This window comes from Pseudoalteromonas sp. ECSMB14103 (assembly GCF_000813065.1).
GTDB classification, from domain to species: Bacteria; Pseudomonadota; Gammaproteobacteria; order Enterobacterales; family Alteromonadaceae; genus Pseudoalteromonas; species Pseudoalteromonas marina.
The window spans coordinates 1-24,987 of the sequence record NZ_JWGY01000014.1 but is presented as its reverse complement, the minus strand read 5'-3'; the positions used below and the strand labels follow the sequence as shown (position 1 = coordinate 24,987).

Genomic DNA, 24,987 nt, shown 5'->3' with positions numbered 1-24,987 from the left:
AAATGATTGAAGTATATGCGCCTGCATCTATTGGTAATTTTGCAGTTGGATTTGATGCGCTAGGTGCTGCTCTTGCGCCAATTGATGGTAGTTTATTGGGGGATGTAGCACTTGTTAGCGCAGCCCATTGTGATGAGTTTGTTTGTTCAGGTGAATATGCTCATAAATTGCCAAGCGATGCGAAAGAAAACTTAGCATATCAGTGTTTAGTGCACTTTAGAGCTCATGTCGCCCCAGATATGCCAACGGTAAAGCTAGAGCTTAAAAAAAACCTGCCAATTGGTTCTGGATTAGGATCGAGCGCTTGTTCGGTGGTTGCTACATTTGCAGCGCTTGATAAATTTGCAAAAACACAGTTAAGTCAAGTACAGCTAATTGAGTTGATGGCAGATTTTGAAGCAGTTGTAAGTGGCGGACGCCATTACGATAACATTACGCCCTGTTATTTGGGCGGTTTGCAGCTAACTGGCGATTTAATTCCTAATAAATCTATAGAACTACCGGTTGATGAAAACTGGTATTACGTTGCGGCGTTTCCAGGCTTTTCACTTAATACGGCAAAAGCGCGTTCTGTTTTGCCAAAAGATCTTAGCATGCATGCAAGCGTTGAGTTTGCGCAGCGTTTATCATCTTTTAGTAGCTTGTTATTAACAGCACGTTTTGACGATGCATTAAGCATAATGAAAGACGAAATAGCAGAACCTTACCGTGCACCGCTTATTACTGGTTTTAGCGAGGCGAAAGCAAGTTTACCCGCTCTTGGAGCTGAGGTAGTTAGTATTTCAGGCGCAGGGCCTACCTTATTTACTGTATGTAAAACACTTGAAGCGGCCGAGCAATGCGCTAAATGGTTAAAAGATAATTATATAAATGAGCAAGGTTTTTGCCATATTTGTAAGTTAGATAACGACGGCACGCGTCAATTAAATGTTTTATAGGATTAGAAGTCATGCAATTACATAATTTAAAAGATAACTCACAAAAAGTGTCGTTTGTTGAAGCAGTAAAAACAGGACTTGGACGTAACCAAGGTGTGTTTTTTCCTGAATCGTTAGCGCCTATGACTGATGTTGACGCATTACTTGATATGGATTTTGTTACGCGCAGTAGCAAAATTTTATCACATTTAATTGGTGATGAGTTGCCAAGTAGCACTGTTGCCGACATGGTTAAAAATGCGTTTAATTTTCCTGTTAAGTTAGTCGAGGTAGAAGAAAACACCTATTGTTTGGAGCTATTTCATGGTCCTACGCTTGCCTTTAAAGATTTTGGTGGGCGCTTTATGGCTGAATGCTTAGCGCAGTTTAACCAAGGTGAAAAGGTGACTATTTTAACAGCAACATCAGGTGATACTGGTGCAGCGGTTGCACATGCATTTTACAATAAACCAAACATTGATGTGGTTATTCTTTATCCCAAAGGAAAAATTTCACTTGCTCAGCAAAAGCTATTTACTACATTAGGTGGCAATATTCACTGCTACGCGGTTGATGGCAGTTTTGACGATTGCCAAGAACTTGTAAAAAAGTCGTTTTTAGATGAAGAAGTTAAGTCTACACTTGGCTTAAATTCAGCAAATTCAATAAACATAAGCCGCTTAGTCGCTCAGGTGTGTTATTACTTTGAAGCGATTGCACAACTGCCAAAAGAAAAGCGTGCAACAGCGCATATTTCTGTACCAAGTGGTAACTTTGGTAATGTATGCGCTGCAATGATTGGCGCTGTAATAGGGTTGCCAGTTGGAAAGTTAAGTGCAACAACCAACCAAAACGACACCGTTCCTCGTTTTATACTTGATAAAAATTGGTTGCCTAATGCAACGCTTGAATCGCTTTCAAATGCGATGGACGTGAGTAAGCCGAATAACTGGCCACGTGTGCAAACTATGTTGGACAACAACTGGTTTAGTTACGACAACTTTTACTCAATTAGTGTTGACGAAGAAAACACTCAAACGGTGATGAAAAATATTCATCAAACAGGGTATGTTGCAGAGCCACATACAGCAATTGCCTACCAAGGTTTAGTCAATAACCGAGCTCCGGGTGCTGCGGGCATCTTTTTAGCAACTGCACATCCAGCTAAGTTTAAAGAAAGTGTAGAAGGTATACTAAATATTGAACTTGATATGCCAAAGCCATTGAGCGACGCTTTGGCTAAACCATGTCTTGCAAGCGACATAAACGCCGATTACGACGCTTTGCGTACAGAAATACTGGCTAAGTTAGCTTAAATATTAAGTAAACACGAAAGCGGCTATGGCCGCTTTTTTGCACATTTTAAACCGTGAAATAGCTTTTTTAATTAACTAATTAAATGTAATAAATAAAAAACATTTAAAATAATTATGTAAGTTATTTAAAAATATCATCTTAAAAAGGGTGTGAAATAGTTTCAATCCCTGATTAAATATCCTCAACTTAAGAACGTAGGCAAAGTGCGGTTTTAAGCGTACAATATAGCCTCTAAAAAATACCATACACGTTGCCCAGGAGCCCCCAATGTTAGAACGTAGCATGAATATTTCGGACTTTGATCCAGAGTTATTTGACGCGATGAGTAAAGAAACATCACGTCAAGAAGAGCACATTGAGTTAATTGCATCTGAAAACTACTGTAGCCCACGCGTACTTGAAGCACAGGGTTCTCAACTTACTAACAAATATGCGGAAGGTTATCCTGGCAAGCGTTACTACGGTGGCTGTGAGCACGTAGACGTGGTTGAGCAATTAGCTATTGACCGTGCAAACGAATTGTTTGGTACTGACTACGCAAACGTTCAGCCGCATGCAGGTTCGCAAGCCAATGCCGCTGTTTTCCAAGCCTTATTAAGCCCGCTTGATACAGTACTTGGCATGAGCCTAGCACACGGTGGCCATTTAACTCATGGTTCACACGTAAACTTTTCAGGTAAAACATATAACGCAATTCAGTATGGCCTAAACGAAGAGACTGGCGAAATTGATTACGCACAAGTTGAAGCGTTAGCACTAGAGCACAAGCCAAAAATGATTATCGCGGGTTTTTCTGCTTATTCAGGTATTGTTGATTGGGCTAAGTTTCGCGAAATTGCAGACAAAGTAGATGCTTACTTGTTTGTTGATATGGCGCATGTTGCAGGTTTAATTGCTGCGGGTGTTTACCCAAGCCCAGTACCATTTGCACATGTTGTTACTACAACAACGCATAAAACATTAGCGGGCCCTCGTGGCGGTTTAATTATTTCTGCATGTGGCGACGAAGCAATTTACAAAAAGCTTAACAGTGCTGTATTCCCTGGTGGCCAAGGTGGTCCTTTATGCCACGTTATTGCTGCAAAAGCAGTGGCATTCAAAGAAGCTTTACAACCAGAGTTTAAAGAATACCAAACACAAGTTGTTAAAAATGCGCAAGCAATGGTTAGCGTATTACAAGAGCGTGGCTACAAAGTTGTTTCTGGTAAAACAGACAATCACTTGTTCTTACTTGATTTAATCGATAAAGATATTACGGGTAAAGATGCTGATGCAGCATTAGGTAATGCGAACATTACGGTTAACAAAAACTCAGTTCCTAATGATCCGCGTTCTCCGTTTGTAACGTCTGGCTTACGTATTGGTTCTCCTGCAATCACGCGCCGTGGTTTCAAAGAAGCTGAATCTAAAGAGCTTGCTGGCTGGATTTGTGATGTACTAGACAACATTGCTGATGAGTCTGTTCAAGCACAAGTAAAAGAAAAAGTGAAAGCAATTTGTGCAAAACTACCTGTTTACGCTTAATAAAGTAAAACGGTAATTTAGATCACATAAGCAATCATGCTATTATAAAAGCCGCTTTTTAGCGGCTTTTTTGTTTTTAAAACGGATACCTTTAGTTATGCATTGCCCATTTTGTACAGCAAAAGACACCAAAGTTATAGATTCCCGCCTTGTTGGCGGTGGCCATCAAGTTCGCCGCCGTCGTGAATGTAACGATTGCCATGAACGTTTCACCACGTTTGAAGGGGCAGAGCTGGTTATGCCGCGTGTTGTAAAACAAGACGGCAGTCGCGAACCATTTAATGAAGATAAGTTACTAAATGGTTTAAATCGTGCGCTTGAGAAGCGCCCCGTCAGTACAGAACAAGTTGATGAAGTAGTCAATATAATAAAGTCGCAATTACGTGCAACGGGTGAGCGAGAAATTTCAAGCCATTTGGTGGGTGAATGCATTATGGAAGCGCTTAAAAAGTTAGATAAAGTCGCTTATGTAAGGTTTGCGTCAGTATATCGCTCGTTTGAGGATATACGAGAGTTTGGCGAAGAAATTGCCCGTTTAGGGGAATAAGCATGAGCAGCCAATCAGCATTTACTGAGCACGATAAACTATATATGGCGCGTGCTATTGAGCTTGCTAAAAAAGGTCGGTTTACCACAACACCTAATCCGAATGTTGGCTGTGTACTTGTAAAAGATAATCAAATAATTGGTGAAGGGTTTCATCAGTTAGCAGGGCAAGGACATGCAGAGGTAAATGCACTTGCTGTAGCCGGCGAAAAAGCACAGGGTGCAACTGCCTATGTAACACTTGAACCTTGTAGCCATTACGGGCGCACGCCCCCCTGTGCTGAAGGACTCAAGGCTGCTGGTATTAAAAAGGTGATTGCAGCCATGGTTGATACCAACCCGCAAGTGGCAGGTAAAGGCCTTAAAATATTGAGTGACGCCGGAATAGAAGTTGCTCATGGGTTGCTTGAACAAGAGGCGCGCGCATTAAACTTTGGCTTTTTTAAGCGTATGGAGCAGGGGCTTCCTTACGTAACTTGTAAATTAGCAGCCAGTATAGACGGTAAAACAGCGCTAAAAAACGGAAAAAGTAAGTGGATCACAGGCCCTGCTGCACGAAAAGATGTGCAGCTATACCGCGCTCAAAGCTGTGCCATTTTAACGGGGGCCGATACGGTTCTTGTTGATAATGCAAAACTCAATGTTCGACCAAGTGAGTTACCGTATTCATTACCAACCAACTTACCGCTACGTCAGCCGGTGCGTGTTATAATAGACTCGCAAAACAGATTAACACCTGACCTTGCGCTATTTAAAATAGCGCACCCGATAATTATATTTACTACCAAGGTTGATAATTCAATGCAGTGGCCGCATTTTGTTAAGCACATAGCGGTGCGCGAGCAACAGGGTAAGGTTGATTTAACCGATGTATTACAAACACTAGCAAAGCATCAGTTTAATAATATATGGCTGGAAGCTGGGGCAACCCTTGCGGGGAAAATGACCGAGCTTGATTTAATTGACGAGTATGTTTTTTATATCGCACCAAAACTGATGGGTTATGATGCTAAAAGTTTAGTAAACTTCCCTGAATTGACGAGTATGCAAGATACTATCGATTTATCTTTTAATGAGTGTGTTCGCATTGGTGACGATTTACGTATCAACGCGTTAAAAACGCACGCATTAAAATCATTTAACAAAGAAGAGTAGCGCTATGTTTACTGGGATAATAGAAGCCACAGGCAAAATTGCTTTATTACAAAAAAAACAAGGCGATTTAGCCATTCGTATCCAAAGCGCCGACCTTGATATGAGTGACGTAAAGCTGGGTGACAGTATTGCAACAAATGGCGTGTGTTTAACGGTAGTTGATAAACATGTTGATGGTTTTAGCGCTGATTTATCTAACGAGACAATTCATTTAACTGGTTTTGCACATTATTCAATAGGGCAAACAGTTAACCTTGAAAAAGCAATGCAACCGGTTTCGCGTTTAGGTGGACATTTAGTGTCTGGCCATGTTGATGGTATTGCAACAATAACGGCAATTACAGCTAATGCAAGAGCTACTGAATATTGGCTGACAACCGATGAAAATTTAATGAAATACATACCGTACAAAGGGTCGGTATGTATTGATGGTATAAGCCTGACAGTTAACGCTGTTGAAGGTAATAAATTTAAATTAACAATTGTGCCGCACACCAGCGGTCAAACAACGATTGCTGACTTTAAAGTAGGCACTCAAGTTAATTTAGAAGTCGATCAAATTGCACGTTATTTAGAGCGTCTTATCAAAGGCGCAGAGCAGCCAACCGGCGCAGATATATCAATGAGCTTACTCGCAAAAGCGGGCTTTATTAAATAACGAAACTGACAACTTACACGAGCGAATTTATGAATTTACACAGCGCACAAGAAATTATAGATGACATTAAAGCCGGTAAAATGGTTATTTTAATGGACGATGAAGACAGAGAAAATGAAGGTGATCTAATCATTGCTGCGGAACATATTAGCGCAGAAGCAATTAACTTTATGGCTACTCATGGCCGTGGTTTAATTTGTTTAACGATGACACAAGAGCGTTGTGAGCAACTAGACTTGCCTTTAATGGTTAAAAATAATGGCGCTGCGTTTTCAACTAACTTTACTATGTCGATAGAAGCATCAAAAGGCGTAACCACAGGTATATCAGCAGCAGATAGAGCACGCACGGTACAAGCAGCTATCGCTAAAGGTGCTGTTCCTAGCGATATTGTACAGCCGGGTCATATTTTTCCGATTATGGCACAGCCAGGTGGTGTATTAACACGTGCAGGTCATACAGAAGCCGGTTGTGATTTAGCGCGTTTAGCAGGGCTTGAAGCGTCTTCTGTTATTGTTGAAATTTTAAATGCTGATGGCACCATGGCACGCCGCCCTGATTTAGAAGTTTTTGCTAAAGAGCACGACATTAAAATTGGCACAATTGCTGATTTAATTGAATACCGCAATTTAAACGAAACCACAATCGAAAAAGTGGCTAAGTGTAAACTGCCAACAGAGCATGGTGAATTTGACTTAGTCACGTACAAAGACACGATTGACGGTCAGTTACATTACGTACTACTCAAGGGTGAAATTAAAGCGCAAGAACCAACCTTGGTGCGTGTGCATTTACAAAGTACATTTAACGATATTTTACTTTCTGATAGAAGCGCAGACAGAAGCTGGGGCTTATCGGATGCAATGGCATATATAGCTAAAAATGACGGTGTGCTAGTCATTTTAGGTAAACAAGAAAGTACTGAAGAGCTTGAATCAACAGTTAAAGCATTTGCTGCTGCAGACGCTGGTGAAAATGTTACACCGCGTAAATTTCAAGGTACTTCTCGTACTGTTGGTGTAGGCTCACAAATTCTTGCAGATTTAGGAATTGAGCAAATGCGATTAATGAGCCGCCCTAAAAAATACCATGCACTTTCGGGCTTTCATTTAGAAGTTATTGATTACATTGAGCCACAATAGGCAAACGCTTAAACTAGGCTATTTTATTATTATTATGGTATGATGCGCAGCAATTTTTGCGCAATCGCAACCGCTTGAACTTATTTTTAGGGTTATCAAATGAAAATTATTGAAGGTAATAAGTACGCACCGGGCAAAAAATTTGCCATTGTCATTTCTCGTTTTAATGACTTTATTGGTAGCAGCCTACTTGAAGGTGCTGTTGATGAGCTAAAACGTACAGGTGGTGTATCTGATGACGACATTACTGTGATTTATGTACCGGGTGCAGTTGAATTACCTTTAGCGGCAAAACGCGTTGCAGCAAAAAAAGAGTATGATGCAATCATCGCTTTAGGCGTAGTGATCAGAGGTGGAACACCACACTTTGACCTAGTTGCTGGCGAGTCAAACAAAGGTCTTGCGCAAGTATCACTTGAGTATGATATACCGGTTGCATTTGGCGTATTAACCACTGAAAGCATTGAACAAGCTATTGAGCGCGCAGGTACCAAAATGGGTAACAAAGGCGGCGAAGCTGCTTTGGGTGCGCTTGAAATGGTTAATGTGTTAGATAAAATTTAAGTTTAAGGAATTTTTGTGAAACCAGCAGCAAGACGTAAAGCACGTATCTTAGCACTTCAAGCCGTTTATTCTTGGCAATTAAGCGGTAATGCAATTGCCGACATCGAGCAACAAATGTTGATCGAAAACGACGTTACTAAAATTGATGTTGAATACTTTAAAGATTTAGCCTCAGGTGTAGCTGTAAATTATAAGCTACTTGATGAATCAGTATCACCTCATTTAACGCGTCCATTTGATGACTTAGATATGGTTGAGCGAGCAATTTTACGTTTAAGCAGCTACGAACTTAAGTTCCGTGAAGATGTACCTTACAAAGTTGCTATCAACGAAGGTATTGAGCTTGCCAAAATATTTGGCGCAGAGGATAGTCATAAATTTGTAAACGGTGTACTTGATAAAGCTGTAAAGCATTTACGCAAGTAATAGTATTTTTCTCTGACTTTGCTTTCAGAGATTTACTTTATATAACCGTTAAAAGGAGAGCCGGCATAGGTCGGCTTTTTTGTGTATGAAGGAATTTGAATTAATTAACCGCTACTTTAAAGGTCGCGGTATTTCTCGTCGTGATGTTAACCTAGGTATAGGGGATGATTGCGCGCTTGTCACTGTTCCACAAAACTGCCAACTTGCAGTCACAACCGATACTTTGGTTGAAGGCGTGCACTTTTTTGAAGATATTTCTCCTCGCGCATTGGGGCATAGAGCGCTTGCTGTTAATTTAAGTGATTTAGCTGCAATGGGTGCTGAACCTACGTGGGTATCTGTTGCACTAACGTTACCGACAATAGATTCTCAGTGGATTGCAGAATTTACTGAAGGCATGCATGAAATTGCAGAATACTTTAATGTACAAATTATTGGTGGCGATACCACTCAAGGGCCACTTACCATTACTATTTGTGCAAAAGGTACCGTGCCGGAAGGTAAGGCACTACGCAGAAGTGGTGCAAAAGTAGGTGATTGGATTTATGTTACGGGTCCTTTAGGGGACGCGGGTCTTGCTATTGAAGCACGGAAGCAAGGTATTAATATAGATCCTACGCATTTAGAATACTTAAACAATCGATTTGACTACCCAACACCGCGCGTTGCTGCGGGTCAGGTCATCCGTGGGCTTGCAACGTCAGCTATTGACGTATCAGATGGATTACTTGCCGATTTAACACATATTCTTGAAATGTCCCAAGTAAATGCAGAGATTAATGTTGAGAGTATTCCTACATCAGAGGCAATGAAAGCAAGCTTAGATTTTAATAAGCAATTACCGTTTATTCTTAGCTACGGCGATGACTATGAATTAATTTTTACTGTTCCCGATAACAATAAAGGTATGCTTGATTTAAAGCTAAGCCAATATGGTGTGGATATTACCTGTATTGGGCAGATAAAAAGTGGTAACGGTAAGATTGAGCTTTTACAAAATGGTGAAATGTTTAACTTTGAGCAACAGGGCTTTGAGCATTTTACAAAGGAGCAGGTTTGAATAAGAACCGATTATTTAACTTAAAACGCCCACACCAGTTTTTTGGTTTAGGGTTTGGTACTGGCCTTGCACCAAAAGCGCCGGGTACATTTGGCACATTTGCAGCATTGCCATTTATATTTATAACAATGCATTATCCAATCTGGTTACAAATAGTATTTGCAGTTGTGATCAGTGTATTTGGTATTTGGGCATGCGGTAAAACAGCTGATGATCTGGGTGTGCATGACCATCCTGCTATTGTGTGGGATGAAGTCGCTGGCTACTACATCACCATGATAGGTGCAGCATTAAATTGGCAAACTTTATTAGTTGGCTTTTTACTTTTTCGCTTTTTTGATATTGCAAAACCAGGCCCGATTCGTATGTTAGACAAACGCGTACATGGTGGTTTTGGTATTATGGCGGATGACGTGTTAGCGGGTATTTTTTCATTGATTTGTTTGCAAGCATTAATAAAAGCAGGTTTACTACCCTTTTAGTGTTTATATTTGATTAGTTTAACTAGGTGGCAGCGTATGATGCGATTTTTACTGGTGTGTGTACTGATGTTGTGCGCAATGCCAAGTGGGGCTTCAATTACTGACTATGTTGTTAAACAATGGAATATTAAAGACGGCTTACCGTCACAATCATTAAAAAGCGTAGTGCAAGATCAGCAAGGCTACATTTGGCTAGGCACACAGTTTGGTTTGAGCCGCTTTGATGGCACTACGTTTACAAACTACAATACCCAAAATAGCGCTTTTTTACCAAGCAATGGCATTAATAAGCTTTTAATCGATTCGAATGGATTACTTTGGGTTGGTACTAGAAGTGGTTTAGTGGTTATTAACCCAGCGACCTTTGCAGCGCAGGCATTTAACATTAAAGGCCCTGTAAGGGATATTCTAGAAGACTCCAAAGGGGGCACTTGGATAGCCGCAAACGGGTTATATTACGTTGGTCGTGGTCAAGTTAACTTACGCGGTCAATCTAAAGCTATTTTACCAACGGCTAATGCAACCGTTATAACTCAAATAGTGGGTTCAGTGAGCCAAATGGCGCTTTCGCCAGAAGGTATTTGGCTTGTAAACGATCGTCACTTGTTACGCTTAACTAAAAACTCCTCCGATTTTGCCAAACTGCGTTTAGAACTTACTGCTAAAATATCGTTACCCGAGCGTTTAGCTCAAACGATCGTTCATGATCTTGCATTTTTAAATGGGAATTTATATTTAGCTTCGGAGCTAGGCGCTTACTTTTTAGATTTAGACGACGAGCTAAGGCCCTTTCCATTACCCAACGCGAATAACTCTGCTGTGTATAAATTTATGAGTGACAGCGATGGTGGTTTATGGATTTCCACCTATGGGCGCTTGTTATTCAGAGATAAATCCAGCCAATGGCAATGGGTTGAGCCGAGCCAGCTAGATCAAAGTATTTGGTTTGCTGATATTTTTAGAGATGATAAAAATAATATTTGGTTAGCAAGCTTCAGTGAAGGGTTGTGGCTTGCTCACGAAGGGCGAGTAGAAAGGCACGCTGCTGTTTCACAAATGACTGAAGCGGTTATGGCGCTGAGCCAAGCTCCAGATGGTAAATTATGGGTCGCTAATAAAAGTGGTGTTGGTTATTTTGACTTGAATAAAAGTTATATTAACTTAATTCCAAGTAGTCAGTATGGGCGTGCCTCAGTACACGATTTACAGTTTGATGGAGAGCGCGTATACATCGCCACAGGGCGAGGGTTGTTCGTATACGAAGACGATAAACTCTTTAGTGTGCCTGGGCGCGCACTGCGTGATAATCCCGTTTTTGCTATAAGTCGCTCTAGTAAAGGCGGGTTTTGGATTGGCACCGGCCGTGGGCTTTACAGGCTCAACTTTGCAGGTTTAACTCCCTTTGCTTATAACGCCTTTTTAGGCAGTAAATTTATAACTTATGTACTAGACAAAGGAAACTTTGGTGTCATAGGTACCAGTAAAGGTGCGTATTACTTTACTGATCGCGGTATCGAAAAGGTCGGGGATCAAACTTCACTTGAAAGTGCTTATATTACAAGTGTTTTGCATATTGATGGCGTGGGTATTTTAATAGGCTCGCTTAATGATGGATTATTTTACCGAAGCACGCAGGGCCAATGGCGACAGCTTGATGCCGCAAATGGGTTACCGTATGGCTCTATATTTAGCTTGGAGTACGACGAAAAATTAAATAACGTGTGGGTGAGCACCATGAAAGGTGTTTACAGAATGCCAGCGGAGCAGTTCAAAACAAACATAGAAAGTTTAAAAGTAGAAGAGGTGATTTCGTCATTCGATCGCCAGCTTGACGGCAAAGCTAACCAGTGTTGTAGTGGTTTAGGCCATGATGCAGTTGTCAATATGGGCAGCTCAATGTGGTATCCGAGCCTACAAGGTGTTGTTGAGATACCTAAAAATGTAGAGCTATTTGGGGTGTTGTCGTTAAAACCAACTATTGAAACAATTACAACTCCTGAGCGTAATTTAACAACGGCTGCGCTAGGTAAAAAGCCGACTTTAGAAACTGACGAGCGAGACATAACACTAACCTATACGGCGATAGACTATTATGCGCCAAACAGTATTGAGTTTAGGTATCAGTTAAGTGGTTTGGACAATGATTGGCGTTATGCAAACACGCGCCGCGAGGCTATTTATACCAATTTACCAGCTGGGGCATTTTTATTTCAGTTAGAGGCAAAACGCCAAGGTGAAGATTGGTCAAAGGCGCAATACGTAGAGTATGAGTTTATTGTGCCAGAGCGGTTTGATGAAACGATTTACTTTAGATTACTGATCACCAGTGGCTTTATTTTACTTCTTTACTTAGTATTTTGGGTGCTTAAAGCGCAAGAGCGCAGAAAACAAGAAGTGCTTGAAGGTTTAATTACAGAGCGTACGTTAGAGCTTCGACAAGCGAATGATAAGCTTGGGCAAGTTAACTCACAACTTAAACTTGTAAGCCACTCTGATGAGCTTACAGGTTTGCGTAGCCGTCGTTTCTTGTTTGATCAATTACCCAAAGATATTGAGCATTTTCAACGTAATTCACAGTCATTACAGGCTCAAGGCAAATCACTTGTACTGGTTATTATTAATTTAGATAACTTTAGCCGTATAAATGATGCCTTTGGTCCAATTGCTGGTGACAGCTGTTTGCAGCAAATGGCTGCGCTATTAAACTCGCGTACGCAGGGCTCTGACTACGTAGCGCGCTGGAGTGGTGATGAGTTTTTATTACTTTTACGTGACTTTAAGTGCAATAAAATAGACAGTTACTCTTCAGAGCTTTGTAAAGCGATTGCAGAGTATTCTTTCCAATTACCTAACGGAAATATGACAAATATAACAGCCTCAATTGGTTGGTCTTTCTACCCATTACCCTTACTTGGTGGGCAAGTAATTAGTTGGGAAACCTCTATTAATTTAGCTGACATTTCGCTTCATCAAGTTAAAAAACGCGGTGGAGACGGTGTAGCGCATATTACTTTCGACGAGCAGCTAGATGCATTTGAGTTTGAACAAAACTCTAATGTAGAGCAGCAACTGGGTATGCTACAGAGAAATGGTTTGGCCGATATAAAAGTGTGGATGCGATAATACCTGACCAAAGTGATTGGTCAGGTATGGTGAGGTTAACGCTATTGATTAAGCCAAGCTGGTAATATTGCAACTGACTCAGGTGCCGTAAATGCAGTGCTTGCATCGGCGCTAATGTCGCCTCCGGTAATACTTAAAATATTGTTAAAACGCATAACTACATTATTTGATTTTTCAGCTACGTATAAATCTGTCCCGGTATACATAATATCGACAGGGTTACCCAGTAGGGTATTTGGGCCGCTAATCGTGGTGCTGATGTTTACCAACCCCGATGCCATTGCCACGTTATTTAATACATATACTTTTCCATCGTCAGCAACCGCGGCGCTACCCACATCAGAGAGAATTAACGAGCCACTAAGCGAGTCGTAATCGATGCCATGTATATTGCTTGGCGCTTCTACCGCGGTTCCAGCATTAGCAGGTGTTATAAGCCTATCTTCAACAGCAATATTTACATTTCCAGCCATAAGCTTGCTTTTGACTTCGTCGAATACAGCAACGGTTCCATTTGTGAGTGCGACAAAAGCACGGTCAGTGTTTACATCGTAATCAACATCCCAAGGACGCGCACCGTTAGCAAAAGTAAGCGTCATTAATGGGCTTGCATCTCCTGTGGTACACGTTGAAAATATTGAGATACTTGGTGTATCTGCATTATTTTCTGCAACTAAAATCATACCGCTATCAGAAGCTACATCAAGACCTTTAGGAGATATAAGGCCTGTATTTGCTCCAGTAATAATACTGTCTTGGTTTGTATTATACGCTTGCCCATCTCTGTTTATTGCCACTTTATTTGAAATGACAATACCGCCAATAGAAGTTGTACTGTTATCGAACGTTGTATAGCTATTACCCGCTTTATCAAAAGTTACACTCTCGATAGTTTGACCCGCATTATAGTTGCCAATTTCAGTGTTAAGTTGAGAGCTTAATCGACTAATTTGCCCAGTTGTTGCACCTGTAGTACCCGGGTTACTGCTAACTGCAACCCCAAGTAGCGTCATATTAGCGGTATCGCTATCTGAAATGTCAGCTATTACATTTTGCATACCCACTTTAGTAATTGACTCAGGTTTAATAGTTGAAGTGATTAAGTCAGGAGTAATATCGCCGCTTTCACCTGAAAAAATATTGCTAAATACAAGAACAGCATCATTTGATTTTTCGGCTACACGCAAATCACTCCCTTCAAGGCTAATATCAACCGGGTTACCAAGCATTGTTGCTGGTCCGGCAATACTGCGTGCAACGCTCACTAAGCCGTCTGCGGTTGATGCATTATTGATTACAAATAACGAACCATCGGTTGCATCTGAGGCACTGCCTACATCAGATAAAATAAGTTTATTAGTATTTGAATCATAAACAATGCCATGAATATTTACAGATATTTGCGTACCATCATTATTGCTAGGGGTAATTGTACGACTTGGCATAGCGGCAAATTCACCACCAACAAAATTATCGTAAACGGCTACATCACCATTTGTAAGTGCTACATAAAGACGGTCATTTGTTTCATCATAATCAACATCCCACGGTGCAGCTTCTGTTATGGTTGTGCCTAATGGCATTGCGTTACCTGCGGCTGTAGCGCCAAAAGTCGTTACCTGCATCGCGCCAAAGTCAGCAATAAAAATAAGGCCACTTTTTTGTGCTACGGCAATTCCTTTAGGGTTTACGAGCGTAGTGTTAGCACCTGTTATTTCGCGATCAGTATTTGCATCATAGCTGCTGCCATCAGCACGGTTAGCAAGCTGACAGATAGTTTTAATACTGCCACTTTCGCTGTCGCTTGCTTGTAATAAATTACCTAAGCTATCAAAAGCGACGCCTTCGTTAGCTGTTGTGTTAAAAGTTTTTAATTTAGAAGCGCTTTGGTCAATTAAATCAATGGTACCCGTGTTGGTTTCTCCATTGTTTGCCAAAATAAAAGTGGCTGATGCAAAGCCTGGGTTGCCATTTGTTCCATCGGTACCATTTTGTCCGTCGGTGCCTGCAATACCATCTACGCCGTTTTTACCATCGTCTGAGCTACAACCTGTAATGCCAATTAATACTGCAAGTGTTAACGCTGAAAAACTAAGCGTATGTTTCAATGCGTTTTTTTGTGCTGAATGAGTTGTTAAATTAGCGTTATTCATCATTTTTACCTTCTAAATATTCCATTAAATTTAGGTAAATAAAGGGCTTGCTTATAAAGCACAGACTAAGCAGCACTGATTATTTACATGTTAACCTCACAGCAATAACGGCTTAAAAGTTAAATTGGATGCAAAAATAATGATAAAAACGAAAAAGGAGCCAACAGGCTCCTTTTTATAAACAGTTAAAATAATTAACTAAGCAGTAAATGACCTTATTGAACTTAAAATACCTTGCTCGCCTAAGCCCATTTCATCGTGCATTTCGTCTTGCGTGCCGTGCTTAATAAACTCATCAGGAATACCTAAGTTAAGTATTTTAACATTGGCCTGCTGGCTGGCTAAGTATTCGTTAACCGCAGAGCCTGCACCACCGGCAATGGCATTATCTTCAAGTGTAACAATGACATCATGATTTTTAATAATGTCGTTTAACAGTGAAGTATCAAGCGGCTTTATAAAGCGCATGTTAACAAGCGTTGCATTAAGTTCATTTGCAGCAAGTTGTGCGTTTTCAAGCAATGTACCAAATGACAAAATGGCAATCTTTGAACCTTCTTTTACTGTATTTGCTTTACCAATTTCGAAAAGTTGCATATCGCTCTGAATATCTGCCGTACCAGCGCTTCCGCGAGGGTAACGAACAGCAACCGGGCAATTAGCTTTGTAACCGGTGTACAACATTTGGCGGCATTCATTAGTATCGCTAGGTGCCATAATAACCATATTAGGTATACAACGCATAAAGCTGAGATCGTATGCGCCTTGATGTGTTTCGCCATCGGCACCAACAATACCGGCTCGGTCAATGGCAAATAATACAGGGAGGTTTTGTAATGCAACATCGTGAATGAGTTGATCGTATGCGCGCTGTAAAAAGCTTGAATAAATAGCAACAACAGGCTTTAAGCCTTCACATGCAAAACCTGCGGCTAGGGTTACGGCATGTTGTTCAGCAATCGCGACGTCAAAATACTTATCAGCATGTTCTTTTGAAAAGCGCACCATGCCCGAGCCTTCACGCATGGCAGGAGTGATAGCCATTAACTTATCATCTTGCTGCGCCATGTCGCATAGCCAGTCGCCAAATACTTTTGAAAAAGTAGGGGCGCCCGGTTTTGATTTAGGCAAGCTAGATGTGTTTGGATCAAACTTAGGAACGCCGTGGTAACCAATAGGGTCGGCTTCAGCTGGCTTGTAACCCTTACCTTTTTGCGTTTTTATATGAAGAAGTTGTGGGCCTTTTAAATTACGCATATTACGTAATGTATCAACCAGCATGTTTACATCGTGCCCATCAATTGGGCCAATATAATTTAAGCCAAGTTCTTCAAAAAACGTACCAGGGATAACCATGCCTTTAAGATGTTCTTCCATTCTGCTGGCAAGCTCTTTAACAGGCGGTACGCCAGACAGTAACTTTTTACTTCCTTCGCGAATGTTGGTGTAAAAGCTCCCAGATAGAATACGCGCAAAGTGGTTGGTTAATGCGCCAACGTTTTCTGAAATCGACATTTCGTTATCATTTAGAATAATAAGCATGTCTGATTTTACATCGCCTAAATGGTTCATCGCCTCAAATGCCATACCCGCAGTAATAGCGCCATCACCAATAACTGCAACCGTTTTACGCCCTGCGCCTTCTTTTTGCGCAGCAATTGACATGCCCAAAGCTGCAGAAATTGAGGTGCTAGAATGGCCAACACTGAATGTGTCGTAGTCACTTTCATCTCTAAATGGGAATGGGTGCAGACCATCCTTTTGGCGAATAGTATGCATTTGGTCGCGGCGACCCGTTAAGATCTTATGCGGGTAGGCTTGATGCCCAACATCCCACACTACACGATCTTCTGGTGTGTTATATACATAATGAAGTGCAACTGTAAGCTCAACTGTGCCTAAACCAGACGCTAAATGACCGCTACTTTGCGATACAGAGTTAAGTAAATACTCACGTAGCTCATTGCTAAACTCGGGAAGTTTATCTTGCGCTAAGTCTCGTAATTGAGCTGGTTTGTCAACCAAGTTAAGTAATGGATACTTGCTACTATCAAGTGTCATGGCTTTTTTATATCCTTCGATCACATTCGCTTTCAAATGGGAGTGAGCAACGAATGTTAAGTAATAATGTCAGTGCTATTTGCAATACGCTTAAACTGTGACTAGTGGTCACGTTCAATAAGGTAATTTGCCAGCGACGCAAGAAGCGTAGTATCTGCATCAATAAGTGCTAACGCTTCGTGGGCTTGTGTTATTAAATTTTGCGCCTTTTCTTTAGCGCCTAGCATACCTAATAACGCCGGGTATGTCGCTTTATTCGCTTCTATATCTGAGCCTTGTGGTTTACCTAGTATAAAGGTGTCACCTTCCACGTCTAAAATATCGTCGTGTACTTGAAATGCCAGCCCTATAGCATACCCAAAAACGCTCAAGTTTTCTAAAGTTTGTTCATCTGCTTTTTCACTGCACAGTGCACCTAGTGTTATAGCACAGTTAATTAGTGCACCGGTTTTTAGCTTATGGATGCGCTCAAGCTCTTGTACAGAAACAACTTTGTCAGTTGCGGCAATGTCTAAACCTTGTCCTGCCACCATCCCTTCAATACCTGATGCATGTGCAAGTGCAGCAATCATTTTTACTTGTGATTGCGCTGAGCAATTAAAGTTATGTGTGGCTATAAGTTCAAAGGCGAGAGTTTGTAATGCATCACCCGCTAAAATGGCTTGCGCTTCGCCATACACAATATGGCAAGTGGGGTAGCCGCGGCGTAAATCGTCATCATCCATAGCTGGTAGGTCGTCATGTACTAATGAATAACTATGAATGCATTCTATGGCTGCAGCCAAAACGTCTAAGTCACTTTTTTTAGCGCCTAGCATTTCACCAACAGCGTACACCAAAAAAGGGCGCAGCCTTTTTCCACCATTAAATAAGCTGTAATGAGTGGCTTCTTTTATTGTTTTATCGCTATCGAGCGGTTGTTCAAAGTAGCTATTGAGTGTAGTAGCTACATCTATCTGAGCACGTTCAATATAGTCTTTTATGCTCACAACTATTCCATATCATTATTAAAGTTTGTAAGTGCTGACTTTTCGCTATTACCCATTAAAATAGATACTTTTTGTTCTGCTTGCTGTAGTTTTTCAGATGACGCACCAGCGAGTGCAATACCACGCTCGAACTGCTTTAATGATTGTTCAAGCGATAAATCACCTTGTTCCATTTCACTAACAATTGTTGATAATTCTTCTAGTGCTTTTTCGAAACTTAAGTTTTCAGGTTTTTTAGTCGCCATCTTTATTTCAGCTTACATGATAAATTTAGGAGCCAATTTTAGGGGGAATGCTAAACTAGGTCAAAGGATGATATGAGTTTTTTACATTTAGCACGATTAATCGCGTGTTAATCAGTGTTATTAGTCAGGAAAACTCGATAATTAGGCAGAGCGTCTAACTTGATATAAAATAATAAATATAACTTTTATGTTTATTTTCAAAAATGACTTAAGCAATTCAGTATGTTGCCGATAAGCAGTTAATAATAAAAAGTTTATGATAAGGCATTTAAACATGAAATCTCTGGAGGAAATGTGGATTTAGCAACCATAATAGGGATCCTAGGCGCAATAGGCTTAATTGTCATGTCTATGTTTATGAGTAGTAGCGGTGAAATGGGCATGTTTGCCGATGCGCCTTCAAGTGTAATTGTATTTGGTGGCTCGCTGTTTATTGTTTTATCAAACTTCACTATGTCTCAGTTTTTAGGGATAGGTAAGGTGGTTGGTAAGGCATTCATGTTTAAAATTGAGTCGCCTGAAGAGTTAATAGAAAAAGCAGTAGAGCTTGCGGACTCTGCTCGTAAAGGTGGCTTTTTAGCGCTCGAAGAAGCTGAAATCCCAAACCCATTTATGCGTAAAGGCGTTGACATGCTTGTTGACGGTCATGACGCAGATGTTGTGCGCGCTACACTCCAAAAAGATATTTCCCTAACCACGACCCGTCATGAACTAGGTGCTGGCTTATTTAAAGCACTTGCCGACATAGCTCCCGCAATGGGAATGATTGGTACATTGATAGGCCTCGTTGCCATGTTATCAAACATGGACGACCCCAAAGCTATTGGACCTGCAATGGCCGTGGCACTATTGACCACTCTATATGGTGCATTTTTGGCGAATGTAGTAGCAATTCCGATTCAGGTAAAACTAGAGCTGCGTAAAGACGAAGAAGCGATGAATCAACGTTTGATTCTTGATGCTATTTTAGGAATTCAAGATGGTCAAAACCCCAAAGTTATTGAAGGTATTTTGAAAAACTACTTGGCTGAGTCTAAGCGTAAAGTTGATACCGAGGAGTAACCATGTCTGATGAAGAGTGCAAATGCCCACCACCGGGTTTGCCTGCTTGGATGGGTACATTTGCTGATTTAATGTCGCTATTGATGTGCTTTTTTGTACTCTTATTGGCATTCTCAGAAATGGATGTACTTAAATTCAAGCAAATTGCAGGTTCTATGAAGTTTGCTTTTGGTGTGCAAAATAAAATCGAAGTTAAAGATATCCCAAAAGGGACATCGGTTATCGCTATGGAATTTACCCCAGGTAAGCCAGAGCCTACACCCATTGAAACTATTCAACAGCAAACCGTTGAAATGACACAACAAATGCTAGAATTTCAGGCTGGTGATGAAAGTTCAGCGGGCGGCAGGCAAGAACAGCGAGGCGATAAACGTGGTGGTGAATCTAGAAGTACCTCACAAGAGCAATCATCAGAGCAAGCAATATCCGCTGCAGATCAAGAGCAAACAAATGAGCTAGTTAAAAAAATAGCGCAGCAGTTAGAAAGGCAAATAATAGATGGTGCAATAGAACTTGAATCATTAGGTCAGCAAATTATTATTCGTATTAGAGAAAATGGCTCGTTTCCTTCGGGCAGTGCTTTTTTACAACCTAAGTTTAAACCGATTATCCAAGACATTGGCGAACTTTTAAAAGACGTACCAGGTGAAATTACAGTATCAGGGCATACAGATGATTTTCAGGTATCAAATGAGTTATACGTAAATAACTGGGATTTGTCGTCTAAGCGTGCAGTGGCTGTTGCTAGCGAATTGCAAACAGTTCAAGGGTTTGATAAAACACGAATGATGGTTGTAGGGCGGGCTGAAACTCGGCCGCTTGTGCCTAACGAGACAAATGAAGACCGGCGCAGGAATCGCCGAGTTGAAATATCTATATTACAAGGTAAAGCAAAAGAGTCTGACCCTATTGATGTGAGGTAATTCTCAAATTATAAAGCTGGGCTTAATTAGTAGCCCAGCTTTGAGTTTTACAAATTATTACCAGTCTCTATTTATTGAACCGACAATAAATCAAAAACTCCCCCTCTTTAAAATAGTTATGCTAAAATACTGTTTATATAACCAGTTGTAGGCCGGCGCATGAAACTCTACATCGCAGAAAAACCATCACTTGGACGTGCAATTGCAGATGCGCTCCCAAAACCACATAAAAAACACGACGGTTACATTGAAGTCGCAAATGGTGATTGTGTCTCGTGGTGTATTGGCCATTTGTTAGAACAAGCTGAACCTGATGATTACGATGAACGCTATAAAAAATGGCAATTAGAACATCTCCCTATAGTACCTGAGCAATGGCAGTTAAAAGCTAAACCTAAAACTCGTAAGCAATTAACTATTTTAAAAAAGCTAATCAAACAGGCATCAACGTTAGTTCATGCTGGCGATCCCGACCGTGAAGGGCAGTTACTTGTAGATGAAGTGATAGAACAAGCCAAAATAAGCAAAGCTAAAAAGCAAGGTATTCAGCGTCTACTTATAAGCGATTTAAACTTAGCTGCAGTTAAAAAAGCGCTTGGTAGTATGCACTCTAATCGGGAATTTATTTCACTAAGTGTATCAGCACTTGCACGTTCACGAGCTGATTGGCTTTTTGGTATGAACCTCACTCGGGCTTATACTTTAGCGGGACAAAAAGCAGGGTTTGGTAATGTACTATCAGTTGGGCGCGTACAAACGCCAATTTTGGGCTTAGTGGTAAATCGTGACACAGAAATAGCTAATTTTATATCAAAACCATTTTATGAGGTGCTAGCTAGTTTAGTTACTCCTGAGAAGCAGGTATTTAAAGCAAAGTGGGTACCGAGTAAAGCTTGCGAACCTTATCAAGATGAAGAGGGGCGAGTGCTAAATAAAGCATTGGCCGAAAACGTGGCTTCGCGTATCACTAATCAAACAGGAGAGGTGACATCGCTTGAACAAAAACAAAAAAAGCAAAGTGCACCTCTACCTTATAATCTATCAGCACTGCAAATAGATGCAGCAAAGGCATTTGGTATGGCTGCCCAACAGGTGCTTGATATTTGCCAAACACTTTATGAGCGCCATAAATTAATTACTTATCCTCGCTCAGATAATCGATATTTGCCTAAAGAACATCATTTAGATGCACCTTCAATTTTAAAAGCAATTGCAACTAATGACGGTCAAAAAGTGGAGTTAGTAAATGGTGCAAATACTAAGCAGCGCAGTAAGTGCTTTAATGACTCAAAAGTAGCTGCGCATCACGCTATAGTACCTACGGCAAAGCAATTAAAGTCAGCTAGCTTAGCCAAGGATGAAGCAAAAGTGTATCAGCTTATTTGTAGGCACTATTTGATCCAGTTTTACCCAGACTATATTTATAACGAAACTAAAGCAGAGGTGACAATTGCTGGTGGGTTATTTAAAGCCAACGCTAAACAAGAAGTCAGTTTGGGGTTTAAGGTATTAATGGGTAAATCAGAATTAAAAGAAGAGGCTACTTTACCTTACCTTGAAAAAGGGATGGACCTGGTATGTACACAAGGTGATGTAGTAGAAAAGCTTACTTCACCTCCCGCTCATTTTACTGATGCAACTTTACTAGGTGCTATGACGGGGATTAGCCGTTATGTAAAAGATCCACATATCAAAAAAATATTAAAAGATACTGATGGTTTAGGTACAGAGGCTACTCGTGCAGGCATTATAGAGTTGCTATTTAAACGGCGTTTTTTAAAGCGTGAAGGCAAAACAATCAAAGCCACCGAAACAGGCCTTGCATTAATTAGTGTTTTGCCTGAAGGCTTAGCAAGTCCTGACTTAACAGCAAAGTGGGAGGCGAGTTTAGGCAGCATTGCTCAACAAGCAATGAGCTACCAACAATTTTTACAACCGCTGCTGGTGGAGCTTGAAGGCTTTGTAATGCAAGCAGCTAATTGCGATAGCCATGTATTTTCAAAACTGCCCCAAACACCGCCTAAAAATCGTTTTGCCAAGCGCAGTAAAAAAGCACCATTTAAAAAATCTAATTATAAAAAGAGCTCAACAAAAGTTTAATGGCTGAGCCCTTAAGTGGGATTTATTTTGTATTAAATAATGCAACTGCCGCATTACTCATGGCTTTTATACCAGTAGGTAAAGCTACTTTGTAATCTGGTGCAAATTTACTTGAGTGCAATGAAGGAAGTGTTTCGTTATTTTTCATCGCTTTTGCATATTGTTGTTGGTTAACTCCGCCTAACCAAAATAATGTAATTGGGATATTTTCGTCGGTACGGCCATAAAGACCAAAGTCTTCACCTGCCATTACGGCTTGGGTTTCAAGTACGTTTGTGTCGCCTATCGCATTTTTAATAGCACTTCGCACTATATTAGTCTGCGAAGGATTATTATAAGTAGATGGAATTGATTCATCCTCATGGACTATAACAGCAGGGTAATCACTTTCATCAAGCCCAGCGCTTTGCGCAATACCTGCGGTTATGCGTTTTATTGCAGCTATTTGCGCATTGCGTACATCTGGGTTGTAACTACGCAGTGTAAGTTGCAGTTTCACTTCATCAGAAATAACATTATGTTTAGAGCCGCCATGTATAGAACCGACTGTTATAACAGATGGTTCTAAAGGTGAAAGTTCGCGACTTGTAATCGTTTGTAAAGCAAGTACTGTGCGCGCAGCAATAACTACCGGGTCAATAGTGGTATGAGGGTACGCGCCATGGCCACCTTTACCTTTTATATTAATATCAACAGAATCCACACTTGCCATGGTATATTCATTTTTCATAGTTACTTTACCAGCAGGGACACTGGCACTAACATGCAATGCAATAACGTGGTCGGGCTTTGCGTATTTACTAAATAAACCTTCATTTAACATCGCTTTAGCTCCACCTCCAACCTCTTCTGCAGGTTGTGCAACCATCATTAATGTACCTTTCCATTTATTTTTATGAGTAATGAGTTGCTCGGCAGTGCCTATAAATGAGCTCATATGAATATCATGGCCACAGCCATGCATAACACCAACTTTTGCACCATGCTCGTCAACAACTTTTACAGTTGAAGCGTAGGGTTTACCTGTTTGCTCGGTAATAGGTAAACCGTCCGTATCAGTGCGTATCATAACTGTTGGGCCATTGCCATTTTTAAAAATACCAACAACACCATACCCACCTACATTATCTGTAACCTCGAATCCAAGCATATTAAGTTGGTTAGCTATTTTTTTACCTGTCTTTTTTTCGCTGTATGAAAGTTCTGGCGATTGATGTAAATCGAGGTAAAACTTTTCAATACTAGGCATTGTTTTGTTTAGGTCTAGGTCAAGTCCTTTGGCTTGCAAAAGCGGAGCTGCAAATAAAAATGCAGCGCTAAGGTAAGATAGTTTCATGATTTGCCTCATTAATTGGTAATGTATGCCGAGTGATTTAGTTATACGACTTGTATTTATTATGTTAATCACCATATAAAACCCTAAATAGATAAGTATGGCAATCAATTCAATGAGTAATATAGTAAGTATTAATGCACAAAACCTTCAACAGGTCCTTGGGGAAACATCACAACAAAAATTAGTATTACTTAACTTTTTCTCACCTCAAAGTCCTGATTGTATTGGGCAGGCTGCAATTTTAGATAAAATAGCAGCTGAATATACAAGCCATATAGTAATAGCGAATTTAGATTGTGATGCAGAGCAAGCATTAGCTTCACAATTAGCACAACAGGTTGGCTTACAAACGCTGCCTACGCTTGTGCTATTAAAAGACTCTGCCCCTGTCGATTTGCTTGCAGGTACTCAAACTGAGTCACAAATACGGGAAGCCCTATCTAAGCACTTACCTGCTCAACAGGATTTGCTATTAGAACAAGCTAAGCAGGCTCTACTTAAATCAGACCTCAATGCAGCGTTTAATTATGCAAAGCAAGCATACGAAATAGATAATACTAATGTACGTATTAAATTAGTGCTTGCAGATATTTGTATTCAAATTCACAAATTAGATGAAGCTCAAGCATTAATAGAAACGATTGATTCGCAAGATCAAGATGCGTACTTCAATAACATCAAAGCAAAATGCGAAGCTGCTTTAGATGCAAAAGATTCTCCAGAGATACAACAAAAGCAACAGCAAGTAGATAAGTATCCGAACGATTTAGAACTTAAAGAAGAGCTCAGTGCTTTATTAAACGAAGCAGGAAGAAAAGAAGAGGCATTAGAAGTGCTATTCAAAGTACTACAAAAGGACCTTAACTATAACGAAGCTAAACCAAGCTTTTTAGCTATAATAGCTTCTCTACCAGATGGCGATGCGCTCGCAGCTAAATACCGTAGAAAGCTATACAGTATTTTATATTAAAAGCTGATTATAAGTTCGGCTAAATAAAAGCACCTTTATTAAAGGTGCTTTTTTATTGATGACTCTTAGATGTTAAAGCAGAGAAAATCAGCTTAAAAAGTAAAGTTATGCACAGGGTTTTGTGAGTAACTTGTGTTTAGGGTGTGCGCTTGCTTGGGGTGCAATTTAAATCACTTTTTTAGCTAAAAAAGGCTTGCGTTAAATTCGCGGCTCCCTATAATGCGACCCCACTGA

General features: G+C 40.5%; 21 protein-coding genes. 16 read left to right on the top strand and 5 right to left on the bottom strand.

Going from position 1 to position 24,987, the window contains the following annotated elements; all coding sequences use genetic code 11:
- The first annotated feature begins 2 nt into the window (after window positions 1–2).
- From thrB to RF53_RS17415, 12 genes are all read left to right on the top strand, one after another.
- The gene (gene thrB / locus RF53_RS17470; protein ID WP_039038409.1) at window positions 3–938 is read left to right on the top strand and encodes a homoserine kinase; all 936 of its coding nucleotides are present in this window, start codon (window positions 3–5) and stop codon (window positions 936–938) included.
- A gap of 11 nt (window positions 939–949) precedes the next feature.
- Window positions 950–2,233 (top strand): threonine synthase, encoded by a 1,284-nt coding sequence (thrC, locus tag RF53_RS17465; protein WP_039038408.1) that lies wholly within the window; start codon window positions 950–952, stop codon window positions 2,231–2,233.
- A 268-nt stretch (window positions 2,234–2,501) separates the two neighbouring features.
- A complete protein-coding gene (gene glyA, locus RF53_RS17460) occupies window positions 2,502–3,758 on the top strand; it encodes a serine hydroxymethyltransferase (protein WP_006794273.1) in 1,257 nt (418 codons plus the stop codon).
- 97 nt (window positions 3,759–3,855) lie between these two features.
- Window positions 3,856–4,305 (top strand): transcriptional regulator NrdR, encoded by a 450-nt coding sequence (nrdR, locus tag RF53_RS17455; RefSeq protein WP_006794272.1) that lies wholly within the window; start codon window positions 3,856–3,858, stop codon window positions 4,303–4,305.
- Window positions 4,306–4,307: 2 nt separating this feature from the next.
- Window positions 4,308–5,459: a bifunctional diaminohydroxyphosphoribosylaminopyrimidine deaminase/5-amino-6-(5-phosphoribosylamino)uracil reductase RibD gene (gene ribD / locus RF53_RS17450; RefSeq protein WP_039038407.1), complete on the top strand. Its 1,152-nt coding sequence runs from the start codon at window positions 4,308–4,310 to the stop codon at window positions 5,457–5,459.
- 4 nt (window positions 5,460–5,463) lie between these two features.
- Window positions 5,464–6,117 (top strand): riboflavin synthase, encoded by a 654-nt coding sequence (locus RF53_RS17445; RefSeq protein WP_010557798.1) that lies wholly within the window; start codon window positions 5,464–5,466, stop codon window positions 6,115–6,117.
- Window positions 6,118–6,146: 29 nt separating this feature from the next.
- Window positions 6,147–7,259 (top strand): bifunctional 3,4-dihydroxy-2-butanone-4-phosphate synthase/GTP cyclohydrolase II, encoded by a 1,113-nt coding sequence (gene ribBA / locus RF53_RS17440; RefSeq protein WP_039038406.1) that lies wholly within the window; start codon window positions 6,147–6,149, stop codon window positions 7,257–7,259.
- Window positions 7,260–7,358: 99 nt separating this feature from the next.
- Window positions 7,359–7,823 carry a 6,7-dimethyl-8-ribityllumazine synthase gene (gene ribH / locus RF53_RS17435; protein WP_006794268.1) on the top strand — a complete coding sequence of 155 codons (465 nt, stop codon included), beginning with the start codon at window positions 7,359–7,361 and terminating at the stop codon, window positions 7,821–7,823.
- Between the two features lie 15 nt (window positions 7,824–7,838).
- Window positions 7,839–8,249 carry a transcription antitermination factor NusB gene (gene nusB / locus RF53_RS17430; RefSeq protein WP_006794267.1) on the top strand — a complete coding sequence of 137 codons (411 nt, stop codon included), beginning with the start codon at window positions 7,839–7,841 and terminating at the stop codon, window positions 8,247–8,249.
- Window positions 8,250–8,334: 85 nt separating this feature from the next.
- The gene (gene thiL, locus RF53_RS17425) at window positions 8,335–9,309 is read left to right on the top strand and encodes a thiamine-phosphate kinase (RefSeq protein ID WP_006794266.1); all 975 of its coding nucleotides are present in this window, start codon (window positions 8,335–8,337) and stop codon (window positions 9,307–9,309) included.
- On the top strand, window positions 9,306–9,791 hold the full coding sequence (locus tag RF53_RS17420) for a phosphatidylglycerophosphatase A family protein (RefSeq protein WP_006794265.1): 486 nt from the start codon (window positions 9,306–9,308) through the stop codon (window positions 9,789–9,791). Before thiL ends, RF53_RS17420 begins: the two co-directional genes overlap by 4 nt.
- 36 nt (window positions 9,792–9,827) lie before the next feature.
- Entirely contained in the window at window positions 9,828–12,914 is a 3,087-nt protein-coding gene (locus RF53_RS17415) for a ligand-binding sensor domain-containing diguanylate cyclase (protein WP_006794264.1), read from the top strand.
- A 41-nt stretch (window positions 12,915–12,955) separates the two neighbouring features.
- Here RF53_RS17415 and RF53_RS17410 read toward each other — a convergent pair whose 3' ends face one another.
- The 4 genes from RF53_RS17410 to RF53_RS17395 form a co-directional block, all read right to left on the bottom strand.
- Window positions 12,956–15,067, bottom strand: a complete 2,112-nt coding sequence (locus RF53_RS17410) for a hypothetical protein (protein WP_082014453.1) — start codon at window positions 15,065–15,067, stop codon at window positions 12,956–12,958.
- A 198-nt stretch (window positions 15,068–15,265) separates the two neighbouring features.
- Entirely contained in the window at window positions 15,266–17,128 is a 1,863-nt protein-coding gene (gene dxs / locus RF53_RS17405) for a 1-deoxy-D-xylulose-5-phosphate synthase (RefSeq protein WP_039038405.1), read from the bottom strand.
- A gap of 101 nt (window positions 17,129–17,229) precedes the next feature.
- Window positions 17,230–18,117 (bottom strand): (2E,6E)-farnesyl diphosphate synthase, encoded by an 888-nt coding sequence (gene ispA / locus RF53_RS17400; protein ID WP_006794261.1) that lies wholly within the window; start codon window positions 18,115–18,117, stop codon window positions 17,230–17,232.
- Window positions 18,118–18,119: 2 nt separating this feature from the next.
- Window positions 18,120–18,362, bottom strand: coding sequence for an exodeoxyribonuclease VII small subunit (locus tag RF53_RS17395; RefSeq protein ID WP_006794260.1), 243 nt, complete (start codon window positions 18,360–18,362; stop codon window positions 18,120–18,122).
- Between the two features lie 294 nt (window positions 18,363–18,656).
- Between RF53_RS17395 and pomA the strand changes: the two genes are divergently transcribed.
- The 3 genes from pomA to RF53_RS17380 all read left to right on the top strand — a co-directional run bounded on the left by pomA (window position 18,657) and on the right by RF53_RS17380 (window position 22,447).
- Window positions 18,657–19,424 (top strand): flagellar motor protein PomA, encoded by a 768-nt coding sequence (gene pomA / locus RF53_RS17390; RefSeq protein WP_008132143.1) that lies wholly within the window; start codon window positions 18,657–18,659, stop codon window positions 19,422–19,424.
- A 2-nt stretch (window positions 19,425–19,426) separates the two neighbouring features.
- Window positions 19,427–20,347 (top strand): flagellar motor protein MotB, encoded by a 921-nt coding sequence (locus RF53_RS17385; protein WP_006794258.1) that lies wholly within the window; start codon window positions 19,427–19,429, stop codon window positions 20,345–20,347.
- A gap of 159 nt (window positions 20,348–20,506) precedes the next feature.
- The gene (locus RF53_RS17380; RefSeq protein ID WP_039038404.1) at window positions 20,507–22,447 is read left to right on the top strand and encodes a DNA topoisomerase III; all 1,941 of its coding nucleotides are present in this window, start codon (window positions 20,507–20,509) and stop codon (window positions 22,445–22,447) included.
- A 22-nt stretch (window positions 22,448–22,469) separates the two neighbouring features.
- On the opposite strand, the gene RF53_RS17375 is transcribed toward RF53_RS17380, so the two are convergent.
- Window positions 22,470–23,783, bottom strand: a complete 1,314-nt coding sequence (locus RF53_RS17375; RefSeq protein ID WP_039038403.1) for a M20 metallopeptidase family protein — start codon at window positions 23,781–23,783, stop codon at window positions 22,470–22,472.
- A gap of 112 nt (window positions 23,784–23,895) precedes the next feature.
- On the opposite strand from RF53_RS17375, the gene RF53_RS17370 reads away from it, so the two are divergent.
- A complete protein-coding gene (locus RF53_RS17370; RefSeq protein WP_006794254.1) occupies window positions 23,896–24,753 on the top strand; it encodes a tetratricopeptide repeat protein in 858 nt (285 codons plus the stop codon).
- Window positions 24,754–24,987 lie beyond the last annotated feature (234 nt).

Bases quoted from the DNA above. Each gene is read 5' to 3' on its own strand.
- nrdR (WP_006794272.1), top strand. From the start codon at position 3,856: ATGCATTGCCCATTTTGTACAGCAAAAGACACCAAAGTTATAGATTCC.
- RF53_RS17385 (WP_006794258.1), top strand. From the start codon at position 19,427: ATGTCTGATGAAGAGTGCAAATGCCCACCACCGGGTTTGCCTGCTTGG.
- RF53_RS17410 (WP_082014453.1), bottom strand. From the start codon at position 15,067: ATGAATAACGCTAATTTAACAACTCATTCAGCACAAAAAAACGCATTG.
- RF53_RS17375 (WP_039038403.1), bottom strand. From the start codon at position 23,783: ATGAAACTATCTTACCTTAGCGCTGCATTTTTATTTGCAGCTCCGCTT.
- RF53_RS17445 (WP_010557798.1), top strand. From the start codon at position 5,464: ATGTTTACTGGGATAATAGAAGCCACAGGCAAAATTGCTTTATTACAA.
- thrB (WP_039038409.1), top strand. From the start codon at position 3: ATGATTGAAGTATATGCGCCTGCATCTATTGGTAATTTTGCAGTTGGA.
- ribBA (WP_039038406.1), top strand. From the start codon at position 6,147: ATGAATTTACACAGCGCACAAGAAATTATAGATGACATTAAAGCCGGT.
- ribD (WP_039038407.1), top strand. From the start codon at position 4,308: ATGAGCAGCCAATCAGCATTTACTGAGCACGATAAACTATATATGGCG.
- RF53_RS17380 (WP_039038404.1), top strand. From the start codon at position 20,507: ATGAAACTCTACATCGCAGAAAAACCATCACTTGGACGTGCAATTGCA.
- ribH (WP_006794268.1), top strand. From the start codon at position 7,359: ATGAAAATTATTGAAGGTAATAAGTACGCACCGGGCAAAAAATTTGCC.
- RF53_RS17395 (WP_006794260.1), bottom strand. From the start codon at position 18,362: ATGGCGACTAAAAAACCTGAAAACTTAAGTTTCGAAAAAGCACTAGAA.
- dxs (WP_039038405.1), bottom strand. From the start codon at position 17,128: ATGACACTTGATAGTAGCAAGTATCCATTACTTAACTTGGTTGACAAA.
- thiL (WP_006794266.1), top strand. From the start codon at position 8,335: ATGAAGGAATTTGAATTAATTAACCGCTACTTTAAAGGTCGCGGTATT.
- RF53_RS17370 (WP_006794254.1), top strand. From the start codon at position 23,896: ATGAGTAATATAGTAAGTATTAATGCACAAAACCTTCAACAGGTCCTT.
- RF53_RS17415 (WP_006794264.1), top strand. From the start codon at position 9,828: ATGATGCGATTTTTACTGGTGTGTGTACTGATGTTGTGCGCAATGCCA.
- glyA (WP_006794273.1), top strand. From the start codon at position 2,502: ATGTTAGAACGTAGCATGAATATTTCGGACTTTGATCCAGAGTTATTT.
- thrC (WP_039038408.1), top strand. From the start codon at position 950: ATGCAATTACATAATTTAAAAGATAACTCACAAAAAGTGTCGTTTGTT.